Genomic DNA, 14,191 nt, shown 5'->3' with positions numbered 1-14,191 from the left:
ACCGGGGCCGGTCGGCGGGAATTTCCGTCGATCGGCCCCGGCCGTTCCGTGTACGGTTTCGCATGACACGTACGGCTCCGGCGCGCGCCGGGGACGTGCCCTCCAAGGCCCCGCGGGTGGCTTTACCCGTCTTGCATGTACGTAGGGACACTGTCCTTCGACCTGCTTCTCGGCGACGTACGGTCGCTGAAGGAGAAGCGCTCCGTCGTCCGTCCGCTCGTCGCCGAGCTGCACCGCAAATTCGCGGTGAGCGTCGCCGAGGTGGGGGACCAGGACCTGTACCGCAGGGCCACCATCGGCCTGGCGGTCGTGTCCGGGGACGCCGGACACCTGACCGACGTCATGGACCGCTGCGAGCGCCTGGTCGCCGCACGGCCCGAAGTGGAGCTGCTGTCCGTACGCCGGCGGCTGCACGGCGACGATGACTGAACCCGCACGATCGGGCAGGTCATCGTCGGTGGAAGCACAATTGTGGAAGAAGAAGGAGACGGACCAGTGGCCGACAATGCGCGGGCGAAGAAGCTGGCGGACCTCATCCGGGAGGTGGTCGCGCAGAAGCTGCAGCGCGGAATCAAGGACCCGCGGCTCGGCACGCACGTGACCATCACCGACACCCGGGTCACCGGCGACCTGCGGGAGGCGACGGTCTTCTACACGGTCTACGGCGACGACGAGGACCGGGCCAGCGCCGCTGCCGGGTTGGAGAGCGCCAAGGGCGTGCTCCGTTCCGCGGTGGGTGCCGCGGCCGGCACCAAGTTCACGCCGACGCTGACCTTCGTCGCGGACGCGCTGCCGGAGAACGCCAAGACGATCGAGGACCTGCTCGACCGGGCGCGGGCCTCGGACGCCAAGGTGCGCGAGGCGTCCTCGGGCGCCGCGTACGCCGGTGAGGCGGACCCGTACCGCAAGCCGGGCGAGGACGAGGACGACGAGGGCGCAGCGGCAGAATGAAGCGGCAGAGCAACAAGCCGGGCGGTCTTGTCATCGTCGACAAGCCGTCCGGCTTCACTTCGCACGACGTCGTGGCGAAGATGCGCGGGATGGCCCGGACCCGCCGGGTCGGGCACGCCGGCACGTTGGACCCGATGGCGACCGGGGTGTTGGTCCTCGGCCTGGAGCGGGCCACCAAGCTGCTGGGGCACCTCGCGCTGACGGAGAAGGAGTACGTCGGCACGGTCCGGCTGGGCCAGACCACGGTCACCGACGACGCCGAGGGCGAGCTCACCAGCTCCAAGGCGGCGCACGGCCTGGCCCGCGAGGACATCGACGCGGAGGTCGCCAAGCTCAGCGGCGCGATCATGCAGGTGCCGTCCAAGGTCAGCGCCATCAAGATCGACGGCAAGCGCTCCTACAAGCGCGTGCTGGACGGCGAGGACGTGGAGATCCCGGCCCGGCCGGTCACCGTCTCCTCGTTCCTGGTGCACTCGGTGCACGAGACCGAGGCCGAGGACGGCACCCCGGTCACCGATCTGCTGGTCTCCGTCGTCTGCTCCTCGGGCACCTACATCCGGGCCCTCGCCCGCGACCTGGGCGCCGGGCTCGGCGTCGGCGGCCATCTGACGGCGCTGCGCCGGACCCGGGTCGGCCCGTACAAGCTGGACCGGGCGCGGACGCTGGAGGAGCTCCAGGCGGCCGTGGACGACCCGGAGGGCGACGGGGTGCCGATCATGCCGCTCGGGGAGGCCGCGGCCGCCGCGTTTACCCGCTGGGACGTCGCCGAGGCGCAGAGCCGGCAACTGCTCAACGGGGCGCGGATTCCGATGCCTTCCTTCGAGGGCGACGGCCCCGTGGCGGCCTTCGGGCCGGACGGGACGTTCCTGGCGCTGGTGGAGAACCAGGGCGGGCGGGCCAAGAGCCTGGCGGTCTTCGCCTAGGGACGCCCGGGTGAGGTGGTGGAACGCGGGCCGCGCGGACAGGCTTCGAGCCCTCGGCCCGCGCTCCACCATCCCCCTCCTCGACTCTCTGTCCAGCACGTACCGGTGATTCACCCCACCGAGCAGGCGCTCGGAGTGAATCACCGGCGTGGACGGGGGCGCGTTTGCCGATCACTCTGTCGCGGCGATCACTGTCTGTCTACCGTCGTCGCCGTTGAGCACGGACAGTGACCGGTGGGGAGGAGCGCGATGGTGGTGCTGGACGTTGACGGCCCTGCGTGCGGGGTGGCGGGCGAGACCGGTGGGGACGGGCAACTCGGCGCGGAGTGGCGGGAGTTGGTGTGGGCCGCGACGGCTCCCGGGGCGGGCCCGGGAGGCGGGGCCGCCGGTCGGTTGAGCGGCGTGCTGCTGGGGGTGCCGGACGCCACCCCGTACTTGGGCGTGCTGCGGCTGCTCGCCGATCGGATCACCGAACGGTCGGCCGCGGCGGGGGGCTTCGCGGCCACCGGGCTGGCGGTCTTCGGGCCGGTGTTCTGGCGGTGCCTGGCGCTGGCGGCGGGGGACCGGATGGCGCTGCTGCGCCGGCTGCTGCCGGCGGACGGGCCGCGCGCGGTCGGGTCGGCCAAGGCGTCGCGGCCCTTCGCCCGGCCGCCGCGGGTCCGGGTGCACGCCGCCGACGCCGGGGCCGTTGACGCGTGGGTGGACGCGCGGGAGTGGCCGGTCGGGGCCTCGTCTCCGGCGGGCGCAGAAGCGTTCCGCCCCGGGGGCCCGCAACTTCCCCCCGGCCGCTTCCTGGACCTCGCGGCCGAGCTGCTCAAGGCCGACCCGGAGCGGATCCAACCGCTGCTGTGCGGCTGGTTCGACGACATCCGGCCGCTGCGGACGGCCCCCGGGGCGCCGCGCGTGATCACCGTCGCGGACGCCGCACAGGCGCTGCTGCACACCCACCGCACCCGGGCCCTGGACGCCCTCGTCGAGACGCTGGCCGGCACCGCGCACCCCCGGGCCGCGGAGCTGCTGGACGCGCTCGCCGAGGACGAGCCGGCGGCGGTGCGGCGGGTCGAGGCGCGGCGGGGCAGCGGCCCCTCGTGGTGGGGCCGACCGCCGCTGCACGACCCGGCGGGGAGCGCTGCGCGCGGCGGACGGGGTCCGGACGGCGCCGCGGGGTGGCCGATGCAACAGCGGCCAGGCCACCCTTCGCGCGAAGCCGCGCTCCCGGCATGGCAGTCTTAGACCTGCGCCATGCCGAAATGGCGCAGTGGACGGACAACAGTTCGGGCGAGGAGCGGGCAGAGTGCAGCGCTGGCGTGGCTTGGAGGACATCCCCGAGGGTTGGGGACGCAGCGTCGTCACCATCGGCTCGTACGACGGAGTGCACCGCGGCCACCAATTGATCATCGGGCGGGCGGTGGCCCGCGCCCGAGAGCTGGGCGTTCCGGCCGTGGTCGTCACCTTCGACCCGCACCCGAGCGAGGTGGTCCGCCCCGGTACCCATCCGCCGCTGCTGGCGCCGCACCACCGGCGGGCCGAGCTGATGGCCGGGCTGGGCGTGGACGCGGTGCTGGTGCTGCCGTTCACCAAGGAGTTCTCCCAACTGGCGCCCGCCGACTTCGTGGTGAAGGTGCTGGTCGACAAGTTGCACGCGCAACTCGTCGTGGAGGGCCCGAACTTCCGCTTCGGGCACAAGGCCAGGGGCACCGTCGAGATCCTCGCCGAGCTGGGCCGGACCTACGACTACACGGTGGAGGTCATCGACCTCGTCGAGCGCGGCACCGCGGGCGGCGGGGTGCCGTTCTCGTCCACGCTGGTGCGCCGGCTGGTCGCGGAGGGCGACGTGGCGGGCGCGCGGGAGGTCCTGGGGCGGCCGCACCGGGTCGAGGGCGTCGTCGTCCGCGGGGCGCAGCGCGGCCGCGAACTGGGCTTCCCCACGGCCAACGTGGAGACCCTGCCGCACACCGCGATCCCGGCCGACGGCGTCTACGCGGGGCTGCTGCACGTCGAGGGCGAGGCGATGCCGGCGGCCGTCTCGGTCGGCACCAACCCGCAGTTCGACGGCAAGGTGCGCACGGTCGAGGCGTACGCCATCGACCGGGTCGGGCTCGATCTGTACGGGCTGCACGTCGCGGTGGACTTCCTCGCCTACATCCGCGGTCAGGAGAAGTTCGACACGCTGGACGCGCTGCTGGAGCGGATGGCGGTGGACGTGAAGCAGGCCCGCGGGCTGATCGCGGAGTCGGGGCTGGCGTAGCGCACCCCGCCCGCGGCGGGCGACCGACGCGACGAAGGGGCGGGGCCCGGCACCAACTGCCGGGCCCCGCCCCTTCGTTCGCACCCGCTTACTGCGGGGGCGGCTGCTGCGTCCAGCCGCCCTGCTCCGGCAACGGCGCGTCCGGGGCGGGCTGTTGCTGCCAACCGGCCGGCGGCTGGGCCTGCGGCGGCTGCTGCCAACCGCCCTGCTGCGGCGGGTAGCCGGCCGGCGGCTGCCCCTGCTGCGGGGGCTGCTGCTGGGCCTGCTGGGCGTACTGCTGCTGCGCGTACGGGTCCTGCTGCTGCGCGTACGGGTCGCCGGCCATCGGCTGCTGCTGGCCCATCTGCGCCTGTGCGTACATCCCCTGGGCCTGCTGCTGGCGCGCGAAGTCCTCGGCGACCAGGGCGGAGAGGTGGAAGTACGCCTCGCGGGTCTTGGGCCGCATCATGTCGAGGTCGACCTCGGCGCCGGCGGCGAGGTGCTCGTCGAAGGGCACCACCACGACGCCGCGGCAGCGGGTCTCGAAGTGCGACACGATGTCCTCGATCTTGATCATCTTGCCGGTCTCGCGGACCCCGGAGATGACCGTGATGCCGCGCTGCACCAAATCGGCGTAGCCGTGCGCGGAGAGCCAGTCCAGGGTGGTGCTGGCGCTGCTCGCACCGTCCACGGACGGGGTGGAGATGATGATCAACTGGTCGGCGAGGTCCAGGACTCCGCGCATCGCGCTGTAGAGGAGGCCGGTGCCCGAGTCGGTGAGGATGACCGGGTACTGCTTGCCGAGGATGTCGATCGCGCGCCGGTAGTCCTCGTCGTTGAAGGTCGTCGAGACGGCCGGGTCGACGTCGTTGGCGAGGATCTCCAGGCCCGAGGGGGCCTGCGAGGTGAACCGGCGGATGTCCATGTAGCTGTGCAGGTGCGGGATGGCCTGCACGAGGTCACGGATGGTGGCGCCGGTCTCGCGGCGGACCCGGCGGCCGAGGGTGCCGGCGTCCGGGTTGGCGTCGATCGCCAGGATCTTGTCCTGGCGCTCGGAGGCGAGGGTGGCGCCGAGCGCGGTGGTGGTCGTGGTCTTGCCGACGCCGCCCTTGAGGCTGATGACCGCGATCCGGTAGCAGGAGAGCACCGGCGTGCGGATCAGCTCCAGCTTGCGCTGCCGCTCCTCCATCTCCTTCTTCGCGCCCAACTTGAACTTGGACGGCTGGGCGTTGGCGCCCGGCTTGCGCTTCTTGGGCTGGTTGCGCAGCAGGCGGTCGGAGGTCAACTCGACGGCGGCGCTGTAGCCGAGCGGGGCACCGGGGGTGGCCCGCTGCGGCTGCTGCTGGCCCGGCTGGGAGTACTGGGCGTAGTTGGCCGCGGCGTTGGGGTCGCCGAACTGCTGGCCCGGGAGCTGCTGTTGCTGCCCCGGCTGGGCCTGCTGGGGGTAGCCCTGCTGCTGGGGTTGCTGGGGCTGCTGTTGCGGGTAGCCCTGCTGCGGGTAGCCGTAAGCGGGCTGCGGCGCTTGGGGGTTGGGCTGCTGCGGGGCCTGCTGGGGCTGCTGTTGGGCCTGTTGGGGGTAGCCGTAGGCGGGCTGCGGATAGCCGTATCCGCCCTGCTGTTGGGGCTGTTGCGGGTAGCCCTGCGGCTGGGGCTGCTGCGGATGCTGCTGGGGGTAGCCCTGCTGCGGCTGGGCCTGCGGGTGGGTCTGCTGCTGCGGAGCGGCCGGCGGCTGCTGACCGGCCTGCTGCTGCGCCATCCGCGGGTCGACGGGCTGGAACTCCGGCGGCAGCGGCGGCAGTCCACCCTGCGCGGGGGCGCCCTGGGCGGGCACGCCCGGCTGCTGGCCCTCGGCACCGGCCCAGGGCGCGCCCTGCTGCGGCATGCCCTGCGGCGCCCCCTGCTGCGGAGGCATCCCCTGGGGGGCGACGCCCTGCTGCGGCACGCCCTGGGTGGGGGCGCCCTGCGGGGGCGTGCCCTGCTGCGGCTGCTGGGGGTGCGGCGCCTGGGGGTTGGGCTGCTGCGGGGCCTGCGGGGCGGGCTGTTGGGCCTGCTGCGGCTGCCCCTGGACGGGCTGTGCGGGCGGTGTGGGGGCTGCGGCGGACGGGGCGGAGGTCTCCGGCCCGGGAGCCGGTGCGGGCTGCCCTGTGGGGCTTGTGGCGCCGTCCGCGGGGGTGGCGGGCGCGGCCTCCGGCTGCGGCGCCGCGGCGGACTGCGGCTCGGGCGCCGGCGCCGCGTCGTCGTCGCCCCAGAGGTCGGCGGAGGGGTCGGGGCCGTTGCCGGAACGGATGTTGCCGGCCTCGTTGGCGTCCGCGGTCGGGCCGGTCCCGGAGGCACTGGGGGGCGTCGACCCGTCAGTCGGGGCGCCGGCGTTGGTCCCGTCCTGCGGGCGCAGCGTCGGGAAACCGGGGGCCGCGGCCGGGCCGGGTGCGCCCTGCTGGGGGCCGCCCTGCGCGGGGCCGGACAACGGTTGGCCGGTCGGCGGCGGGCCCGCGGTCGCGGCGCCGGTGGCCGGCGCCCCGGAGGGGGCCGCACCGCCCGCGCCGCCGCTGGTGTCGTTGCTGCCGTACCAGGCCGGAGCCGCAAAATCGATCTTGAACTCGCCGGTCAGGTCGAACTCGGACTGGTCGTCGTCAGGATCGTTCCCGTCCGGGCGGAAAGCCTCCTGGTCCTTCACTGTGCCTCCTGGTCTACTGCAACGCACCTGAACGGCAGGACCGGATACAGGCGGATCGATCGGATATCACGGAAGTCGGAGCACGCCACCCGGGGTTGCGCCACCACTGCTCAACTCTCCATCCCCGTATCGACTGCCGTCGTGCACTGCCGAGGTGATGTGCTCGTGCGGCTCTCCCCACAGCCTAATCAACAGTCGGCCCATAACGGCAGTCGATGCCATGTCGTCTTCAAGCCCGGTCGGCACGAGCGACGGGCGCACCCCGCTGGATGCGCCCGTCGCTCGTGCCCGGCGGCCGGTCCCGCGGCCGGCGCACCGGGCGCGGAGCGGACAACCGGCCGGCGTACGCGGTCAGTCCATGCGGCGCGGGCCGCCCAGCAGGTTGGTCTCCGCCTCCGTCGGCTGGGTCATGACGAACTGGTGGCCACCGTCCCGCCGGCACCACAGCATGGCGTTGTCGCTGAGCGTCGGCAGCACCGCGCCGACGTTCTCCGGCAGCCGCATGATCCGCGTCACAACCTCCGCCTCCTCGGGCGACAGCCGCTGGAGGCCGACCAGGTCCACCCGGCTGAGCATCTGCGGCGAGCGCGGCCCGAGGAACGGCAGCACCGTCAGCACCGTCTGCCAGGGGCTCGGCGCGAGTTGGTTGCGCGGAGGGCGCGCGCCCATGTCGCGGACGACCAGCACGGGGCTGGAAACCGACGGCCCCTGCGGAGCGATCTGGCGCACGTCGAAGACCGAGACGCACTGCTGACCGCCGCCGGCGGCCTGCGCCATCTGCCCCCAGGCCGGCGGGCGGGCGGTCTCCACCGCGACCCGGGCACCGGTGGCGACCGTGCGCAGCGCCAGCACCTGCGCCATCCACATGCTGCCGACCAGGGCGACCTCCATCGGCGCCGGGCGCAGCAGGCTCAGCACGGCGGGCTGGTTCTGCGGGTCGATGCCGATGATGACGCCGTCGTCGCCGACCGGCAGGGTCAGGGCGGCCAGCGACTCGGCCGTCAGCACGTGCGGGTTGCGCCGCGGGCCGCGCAGCCCGTAACCGGGCCGCGGGGTGGGACTGGCGGGGCCGGACTGCTCCTCGTCCGGGCGCGGTTGGTGCGAGAGCCGGCCGCCGGAGACGGCCGGGCTCGTCGGGTTGCGCCAGCCGTCGCTGGTGACGTTGACGCGGGGCTGGTACGTGGGAGTGCCCATCAGCGGGTACCTCCGAGGGGAAGCGTGGCCAGCAGGCCGGGCAGTTGCTCGCGGTCGAGCCGGACCAGTCCGACCTTGACCGAGCCGGAGCGGCGCTCCAACTCGTCCTGCGCGGCGAAGAGTTCGTTGTCGCTGCGGGTCGACAGCCGGACGTAGCCGGAGATCGCCGGCATCCGGCCGCCGCCGTGCGTGGCGGTCAGCGCGAAGGTGCTGGCCATCGCGCGGGTGCTGGTCAGTAGCTGCGTGATGGCGGCCAACGGGGCGCCGCCGCGGCCCAGTTGGGGCCACCGGCCGATCCAGTAGGTGGAGTGCCAGCGGTCGTCGCAGCGCAGCGCGCGGGTGGTCTCCTGGGTGCGGCGGGCGGCCCGGCCGTCCCGGCCCATCGCGCCGTTCGCGGCCCGCGGGCTGACGCACACCGCGGTGCCGACCGCGGCCACCACCTCGCGCTCGTCGAGCACCTTGGCGCGCACGCCGCGCGCGGTGAGCCGGCTGACGAGCTGGTCGGCGGCGCGCAGCAGGGAGCGCTGGGCGCCGCCCATGCCGCCGCCGCGGGCCTCGATCGCCTCCGCGCACAGCTCCGGGTCCAACTTCAGGGCGATCCAGGTGAGTTGGACGGCGGGGGTCTGGGACTGGGCCTGGAGCGGCGCGTAGGAGCGCGCGGCGACGGCCTGTTCGGGCAGGTGCGGCGCCGGGGCGGGCTGGGTGTACTGGACGAACTGCACCGACTCCAGGTGGATGTCCTCGACGTCCAGCGCGGTGTGCAGCAGCTCCAGCGGCACCATGTGGCTGCCGCGCTGCGGGCGCAGCGGTTCGTCGCGGGCGTCGACCTGGACGAGGGCGGTCAGGAAGGTGCCGTCGCCGACGAAGCCGACCGCGCGCTGCTCGTTGTCGGCGTATTCGTAGGTGCGCAGCGCCGGATCGCACTCCACCACCGGGGCGAAGGCGGGGTCCACGCCCTGGGTGGCGATGAGGTTTTCGCTGGTCTGCTTGCCGCGGCGGTTCATCGCGCGCACGGTGATGATCCACTCGGGGAGCGGGATCCGGCGGCGCCGGCCAAGCGCGAAGATGACCAGGATGACCGCCACCACCGCGGCCACGGTCAGGACGACCGGGTTGTGCGCCGCGAGGCCCACCAGCACCAGTGCGGCGGCGAGTTCGATGATGGCCAACTGTTGGACGCGGACGCCGCCGATGGTTCCGGCCTGCTGGCGCAGCCGGGGCGACACCGGTCCGGACGCGCCCCGCCCGTCGCCCTCTCTACCGCCCGGAGCTGTACCGTTTTGGCCCTCGTTTTCCGCGTATTGCGGTGCGGCGGAAGGCTGTTGCTGCTGTTGCCGCCCGTTGCGGCGTCGAGCCCTGGTGGCGCTGGACATCCCCCGGCCTGCTCCTCTACTGGTGGTGGTGCCTAATGCGTATCGGCCGCCGCTCGGACTGGTGCGTCGGAAGGTGACACCCGTACGGTACGGCTCGATCGATACACGGCATAGTAGAGGGCGCTACGGCGTGAGTGCCGGGGGCGGTCGATGTGGATCCAACAGGCGGGGAGAGAAAGCGACAATGGCATCACGTCGGGACGAGCTGAATGCGTATTCGTTCGCGCGAAAGCGTACGAATGCGGCATTCCTGAAGCCGCTGCCGAACGGCTCGATCGAGAGCGCGCCCAAGCCCCTGAAGGCAGTGTTGCCCAGTGTGGTGATGGGGGTCGTGATGGTCGTGGGGTTCGGCGCCTGGGGCATTATCCAGCCCGCCGCGCCGGAGGGTTGGGATCAGGTGGGCGGAAATGTCCTCGTCGGGGATCAATCCACCACGCGCTATGTCGTTCTGCCGAGTGAGGACGGCGGGAAAAAGCAGAAACTCCTGCACCCCGTTCTGAATCTCGCCTCTGCCCGGCTCCTTGTCGACCCGAGCAAGTTTCAGGTCGTCAAGGTCAAGGAAGCGGAACTGGACGGCGGAAAGGTGCCGCGCGGCGCGGCGATCGGCATTCCCTACGCCCCGGACCGGCTGCCCACCGCGGTCGACGTGGACAAGCCCAAGACATGGGCGGTGTGCGACCGCCCCGGCAGCGGCACCAACACCAAGTCGCAGCAAGCGGTGTTCGTCCTCGCCGGCAAGGACCGGGACAACATCGACAACCCCAAAAAGGGCAAGCTGGACCTCCATCAGGCGCTGTACGTCGAGGACCCGGACGGCGTGAAGTGGCTGGTGGACCAGAACGGTTTCGCGTTCCAGATGATCGCCGACGAGACGCAGGCCATGACGGAGGCCAAGGCGAACGTCAAGCACGTCGAGACCGAGGCCGACCGCGCGCTGCGCCGGGTCGTCTTCGGCTCCCAGGCCGAACCGCAGAAGGTCTCTGCGGAGTTCATGAACACGCTGATCAAGAGCCCGTACCCGATCGTCATGCCGAAGGTGGACGGCGCCGGTGAGCCGGTCTCCAACTCGGCGATCCCCGCGGAGGCGCGGAAGGTCGGCTCGATCGTCCAGGTCGGCGACGGCGTGAAGTACGTGGTCCTCAAGAACGGCGTCCAGCAGGTCACCAACTTCGTGGCCAACCTCCTGGAGCAGGGCCCCAACGGCGAGAAGGTGGCCGGCTCCCCGGGCAAGGCGCTCCAGCCGGTGAACGTCGCCACCGGCAGCGTGAGCCCCGAGACGGACTCCACCGGCCACGCGGTCACCTTCTACGGCAAGATCCTGGGCACGGGCCTGGACAACCCGTGGCCCAAGGAGACGGTCACCGCGGCCAACGACTTCGCGCACGGCTCCCAGACCGGCGGGGTGACCACCCCCACCCAGGACGGCGTCTCGTGCAGCGTCTACAAGGGGACCAACAGCAAGTACCCGGGCGTCGACAAGCTGGGCTTCCCCAACGGCATCCCGGACATGACCACTTGGGTCGGCAAGGACTACCCGGCCAAGATCGCCCCCGGCGCCTCCGCCTACGTCACCCCCGGCAGCGGTCTGCTCTACCAGCAGGCCGCCACCCCCGCGGCGACCTCCGGCAGCCTCTTCCTGGTCACCGACACCGGTCTGCGCTACTCGGTCCCGCGCAACAACGACTCCGCCAACAAGGCCGGTAGCGACAAGCAGGAGCAGGACCAGGCGCAGATCCACCTCGGCTACAAGGACGCGCACCCGCCGCTGCTCCCGGAGGCGTGGTCCAAGCTGCTCTCCGCCGGCCCGTCCCTGGACGTCAACAGCGCCAAGCAGCCGCAGGCGTCCTGACGTCCGCGACCCCCACCGAGCGGCCGTCCATGGCCGATTCGGCGCGCTCTGAGGCCGCGCCCGGCACCCGTTCGCGGGCCGGGCGCGGCCTCGTCCGTCTCGCGGCTCCCGTTGCACGCGTCGGCGTACTCAAATCCCTTGCGTCACAGGGGAGTCGGCGATTCGCGTTGCCTCCGGAACCGCTCCATCTCACCCCCACCTCTCCCCGGAACCTTCACCACCGCTTGCCGGAAACAACCCCATCTGTCCGTTTCCCCTGAACGGCGTTTTCTCGACGCCCAGTTGACATTGTTGTGATCCCGTCACAACGGCCGCACCCCTGTTGGGAACAGGCGTGTGGAGTAGGTAATGTGGCAGGGGGCGTCAGCAGGAGATGCCACCCGCGCGCTGCCCTCGTCGGCGCCGCGCGGCCGACGTATCGAGTCTCATGGGGGACGTTGACCATGGCTGGTCAGTTCACAACCACTCACGAGGAGATGGTCGCGTTCAGCGGCAAAATCGACTCGGTGAACCAGGCGATTAAGGGCGAGATCCAGCGTCTTCAGCAGGTCGTCGACACCATCACGTCGGGCTGGAAGGGCCAGGCGGCCTCCTCCTACCACCAGCTCCAGTCGCAGGTGAACGAGGACGCCGGCCGGATCAACCAGCTTCTGGCCGAGATCAAGGAAGCGATCGACCAGACCACGGGCAACTACAGCTCCTCCGAAGAAGAGCAGGCTCAGTCGATCTCGCACGTCACCGCCCAGGCTTCCCCCTTCGGGTGATGGGGCCGCGCCGCTGACCCCGGCGCACTCGCCCAACCGCCGTGGTCGGGACCGCCGGTGAGTACCGGTGCCGGTCCTCGCCACGGCTGAAGTGAATCGACTAGTCAGCAACAACTCCTGAGGAGACCCCATGTCCGGCCAGATCCTCGTCAATTTCCAGACGATCAGCCAGGCAAGCCAAGACGTGCGCAACACCGCGAACAACGTCCGCCAGCAGCTCGACGACCTTGAGGCCGGCGTCAAGCGGATCGCCGCCAGCTGGGAAGGTGCCGCGCAGGAGGGCTACCAGGCCCGCCAGCGCGAGTGGGACCAGCGCGCCACGCACCTCCAGCAGACGCTGGAGGCCATCGCCAAGGCTCTCGACACCGCCGCGCAGAACTACCAGAGCACCGAGAGCAAGAACGCCAGCATCTGGGGCGGCTGACCCTCGCCCCGCGCGAGGACGCACAGCACGGATGGCATACGGCTGAGCAGCCCCCGACGGCTCGCACAGTGGTCAAAGAGGGCGAGCGCGCTGCACCAGTGCGCTCGCCCTTCTGCCGTCCGTACCTCCAACTGCCCGTCCCCGCGCCCCTGTTCGTTCCCACCACCCCTCGCCCCGTCCCATCCCCACCCACCTAGGGAGAGCAGACAACCCGTGGGATCTCGCGCCATTGGTCTACGAGCCGGGCACCGCCGCCGCGCGACGGGCGCACTGGTCACCGCGGCCTGCGTCGCCGGCCTGTCGTGCGTCGCCGCCCCGCCGGCGGTCGCGGACGACGGGAACGTCCCGCTGCAGAGCGGCGAGTGCAAGTTCGGCACCAGCGACATCAAAGAGACCCCCTGGTCCCTCCAGCGCCTGATCAACAGTCAGATGTGGGCGGGCGGCAACAAGGGCGGGGGCATCCGGGTCGCCGTCATCGACACCGGCATCGACGCGGGCAACAAGCAGCTCCAGGACGCCATCGAGGGCCCCGGCAAGACCTACGTCAAGGACGGCAAGCCGACCCAGGACAAGGTCGGCCACGGCACCAAGGTCGCCGGCATCATCGCCGCCCGCCCCCGCGTGGGCTCCGGCTTCTACGGCCTGGCCCCCGAGGCCAAGGTCCTCCCGTTCCAGCAGACCAGCGACGAGCAGGCGGGCACCGCCGACACCCTCGCCACGGCCATCGACGACGCGGTCGCGGCCAAGGCCGACATCATCAACATCTCGCAGGGGACGGCGGCCAGCGAGGCGCTGCTACCCAAGCTCAAGGCCGCGGTCAAGAAGGCCCAGGACGCCGGCATCCTGATCGTCGCCTCGGCCGGCAACAGCGGTGCCAGCGGCGCGGAGAAGAACATCTACCCCGCCGCGTTCAGCCAGGAGTTCGACAACGTCATGGCCGTTGCGGCCTCCGACCGCAACAACGAGCGCGCGGCCTTCTCCCAGCCCGGCCCCTTCGTTGGCATCGCCGCGCCCGGCGTCGACATGGTCTCCACCGTCCCGCTCGGCGGCAACTGCGTCGACCAGGGCACCAGCTTCTCCGCTCCGTACGCCACGGGTGCCGCCGCGCTCCTGATGGCCAAGCACAAGAGCGACAAGGAGAAGTGGGGGCCGCAGCAGATCATCTGGCACCTGGAGCAGACCGCCGACCGGGTCCGCAGGGGTCGGGACAACAACATCGGCTGGGGCGTGGTCAATCCGATGGCCGCCCTCAACGACGACACCCGGCCCACCGCCGCGCCCACGCCCGACAAGTTCAAGGGCGTGGCCGACGGTTCCACCATCCTGCCGGCCGTCGCCACCCTCGGAGAAACCACCGAGCAGCGGCGCGCCCGCATCGCCATCTACATCGTCGGCGGCGGACTTCTTGCCGTCGCCGCGGTCGTGGGCTCCTCGGTCGCCCTACGCGACTGGCGCCGCAAGACCGGACTGACATCACACGGGGAGGCCGAGCATGGCTAAAGAGGAATACGGCGTTGATCTGGACGCCCTGGACCAGTTGGTCAAGGAGCTCAACCAGATCCTGAAGGACATGGGCGGTCCGAACAACAGAGCCAAGAACCAGACGTATCTGCCGCCCAAGGCCCTGGGGAACTCGTTCGGTGAGCAGAACGACCTGCACAAAGCGCACACCGAAATGCAGCAGTACATCCAGGAACAGATCGTCAAGAAGATCACGGACCTGATCGACGAGTTCGGTCAGAAGTCCAAGAAGACGAAGGAAGCCTACGACGACGCCGAGCAGCGCAACAAGATTCATCACTGATAACTGCG

The 14,191-nt window shown here is 71.5% G+C and carries 13 protein-coding genes; 10 read left to right on the top strand and 3 right to left on the bottom strand.

Annotated features, from left to right (window positions below; translation table 11 throughout):
- Positions 1 to 135 precede the first annotated feature (135 nt).
- The 5 genes from PV796_RS11955 (at position 136) to PV796_RS11935 (ending at position 4,122) form a co-directional block, all read left to right on the top strand.
- Positions 136 to 429, top strand: a complete 294-nt coding sequence (locus PV796_RS11955) for a DUF503 domain-containing protein (protein WP_274912933.1) — start codon at positions 136 to 138, stop codon at positions 427 to 429.
- Between the two features lie 66 nt (positions 430 to 495).
- Complete coding sequence (gene rbfA / locus PV796_RS11950; protein ID WP_274912932.1) at positions 496 to 951, top strand: 30S ribosome-binding factor RbfA; 456 nt, start codon at positions 496 to 498, stop codon at positions 949 to 951.
- Positions 948 to 1,874 carry a tRNA pseudouridine(55) synthase TruB gene (gene truB, locus PV796_RS11945; RefSeq protein WP_274912931.1) on the top strand — a complete coding sequence of 309 codons (927 nt, stop codon included), beginning with the start codon at positions 948 to 950 and terminating at the stop codon, positions 1,872 to 1,874. The genes rbfA and truB overlap by 4 nt, the downstream gene beginning before the upstream one ends.
- 255 nt (positions 1,875 to 2,129) lie before the next feature.
- A complete protein-coding gene (locus PV796_RS11940; RefSeq protein ID WP_342456906.1) occupies positions 2,130 to 3,107 on the top strand; it encodes a hypothetical protein in 978 nt (325 codons plus the stop codon).
- Positions 3,108 to 3,168: 61 nt separating this feature from the next.
- Entirely contained in the window at positions 3,169 to 4,122 is a 954-nt protein-coding gene (locus PV796_RS11935; RefSeq protein WP_274912930.1) for a bifunctional riboflavin kinase/FAD synthetase, read from the top strand.
- Between the two features lie 88 nt (positions 4,123 to 4,210).
- On the opposite strand, the gene PV796_RS11930 is transcribed toward PV796_RS11935, so the two are convergent.
- From PV796_RS11930 to eccE, 3 genes are all read right to left on the bottom strand, one after another.
- Complete coding sequence (locus PV796_RS11930) at positions 4,211 to 6,775, bottom strand: SCO5717 family growth-regulating ATPase (protein ID WP_274912929.1); 2,565 nt, start codon at positions 6,773 to 6,775, stop codon at positions 4,211 to 4,213.
- A 351-nt stretch (positions 6,776 to 7,126) separates the two neighbouring features.
- On the bottom strand, positions 7,127 to 7,969 hold the full coding sequence (locus tag PV796_RS11925) for a hypothetical protein (protein ID WP_274912928.1): 843 nt from the start codon (positions 7,967 to 7,969) through the stop codon (positions 7,127 to 7,129).
- Complete coding sequence (gene eccE, locus PV796_RS11920) at positions 7,969 to 9,195, bottom strand: type VII secretion protein EccE (RefSeq protein ID WP_274912927.1); 1,227 nt, start codon at positions 9,193 to 9,195, stop codon at positions 7,969 to 7,971. The genes PV796_RS11925 and eccE overlap by 1 nt, the downstream gene beginning before the upstream one ends.
- 331 nt (positions 9,196 to 9,526) lie before the next feature.
- On the opposite strand from eccE, the gene PV796_RS11915 reads away from it, so the two are divergent.
- The 5 genes from PV796_RS11915 (at position 9,527) to PV796_RS11895 (ending at position 14,183) form a co-directional block, all read left to right on the top strand.
- A complete protein-coding gene (locus PV796_RS11915) occupies positions 9,527 to 11,191 on the top strand; it encodes a type VII secretion protein EccB (protein WP_274912926.1) in 1,665 nt (554 codons plus the stop codon).
- A 443-nt stretch (positions 11,192 to 11,634) separates the two neighbouring features.
- A complete protein-coding gene (locus PV796_RS11910; RefSeq protein ID WP_274912925.1) occupies positions 11,635 to 11,955 on the top strand; it encodes a WXG100 family type VII secretion target in 321 nt (106 codons plus the stop codon).
- A 130-nt stretch (positions 11,956 to 12,085) separates the two neighbouring features.
- Positions 12,086 to 12,379 carry a WXG100 family type VII secretion target gene (locus PV796_RS11905; protein ID WP_274912924.1) on the top strand — a complete coding sequence of 98 codons (294 nt, stop codon included), beginning with the start codon at positions 12,086 to 12,088 and terminating at the stop codon, positions 12,377 to 12,379.
- Positions 12,380 to 12,592: 213 nt separating this feature from the next.
- A complete protein-coding gene (locus PV796_RS11900) occupies positions 12,593 to 13,879 on the top strand; it encodes a S8 family serine peptidase (protein WP_274912923.1) in 1,287 nt (428 codons plus the stop codon).
- The gene (locus tag PV796_RS11895; RefSeq protein WP_274912922.1) at positions 13,872 to 14,183 is read left to right on the top strand and encodes a hypothetical protein; all 312 of its coding nucleotides are present in this window, start codon (positions 13,872 to 13,874) and stop codon (positions 14,181 to 14,183) included. Before PV796_RS11900 ends, PV796_RS11895 begins: the two co-directional genes overlap by 8 nt.
- Positions 14,184 to 14,191 lie beyond the last annotated feature (8 nt).

This window comes from Streptomyces sp. WZ-12 (assembly GCF_028898845.1).
GTDB lineage: Bacteria > Actinomycetota > Actinomycetes > Streptomycetales > Streptomycetaceae > Streptomyces.
Note: the sequence above shows the minus strand (reverse complement) of the source record. Positions and strands in the feature narration are given on the sequence as shown.

Excerpts from the sequence above, each read along its gene's own strand:
- PV796_RS11955 (WP_274912933.1), top strand. The coding sequence starts at position 136 with ATGTACGTAGGGACACTGTCCTTCGACCTGCTTCTCGGCGACGTACGG.
- PV796_RS11925 (WP_274912928.1), bottom strand. The coding sequence starts at position 7,969 with ATGGGCACTCCCACGTACCAGCCCCGCGTCAACGTCACCAGCGACGGC.
- PV796_RS11895 (WP_274912922.1), top strand. The coding sequence starts at position 13,872 with ATGGCTAAAGAGGAATACGGCGTTGATCTGGACGCCCTGGACCAGTTG.
- PV796_RS11905 (WP_274912924.1), top strand. The coding sequence starts at position 12,086 with ATGTCCGGCCAGATCCTCGTCAATTTCCAGACGATCAGCCAGGCAAGC.
- PV796_RS11910 (WP_274912925.1), top strand. The coding sequence starts at position 11,635 with ATGGCTGGTCAGTTCACAACCACTCACGAGGAGATGGTCGCGTTCAGC.
- PV796_RS11915 (WP_274912926.1), top strand. The coding sequence starts at position 9,527 with ATGGCATCACGTCGGGACGAGCTGAATGCGTATTCGTTCGCGCGAAAG.
- truB (WP_274912931.1), top strand. The coding sequence starts at position 948 with ATGAAGCGGCAGAGCAACAAGCCGGGCGGTCTTGTCATCGTCGACAAG.